This is a genomic window from Pseudomonas sp. HMWF006 (assembly GCF_003061205.1).
Lineage (GTDB): Bacteria > Pseudomonadota > Gammaproteobacteria > Pseudomonadales > Pseudomonadaceae > Aquipseudomonas > Aquipseudomonas monsensis.
The window spans coordinates 1-493 of sequence record NZ_QAIU01000377.1 but is presented as its reverse complement, the minus strand read 5'-3'; the positions used below and the strand labels follow the sequence as shown (position 1 = coordinate 493).

Sequence of the window (493 nt, the reverse complement as noted above, 5' to 3'; positions counted from 1 at the left end):
GTCGCTGGGCTCGATCGTCAAATCCGGCAGCAGCGCGATCAACGGCGTGCTCGGCCCGGGCGAGCGCTTCAAGCAGAAAGGTTTGATCTTCTGCGCGACCCCGGCCAGCGATTTTGTCTGCGGCACGTTGCAATTGGCGGCGGGGATGAACCTGCATGTGTTCACCACCGGTCGCGGCACACCCTACGGGCTGGCGATGGCACCGGTCGTAAAAGTCTCGACCCGGACCGAGCTGGCGCAGCGTTGGCCGGACCTGATCGACATCGACGCCGGACGGATTGCCACCGGGCGCGCAACCATCGAGGAGTTGGGTTGGGAGTTGTTCCACTACTATCTGGATGTGGCGAGCGGCAAGCAGCAGACGTGGGCGGAGAAGCACAAGCTGCATAACGACATCACGCTGTTTAACCCAGCGCCGATTACTTGATGCGTGATCGGCTTGGCCCTCACCCCAGCCCTCTCCCGGAGGGAGAGGGGGCCGACCGAGGTGTCT

At 63.5% G+C, this 493-nt stretch carries 1 pseudogene; it reads left to right on the top strand.

Annotated elements, in window-relative coordinates:
* Window positions 1–427: pseudogene (locus DBR24_RS32285) on the top strand (UxaA family hydrolase); the annotation flags it as partial.
* Between the last annotated feature and the right edge of the window lie 66 nt (window positions 428–493).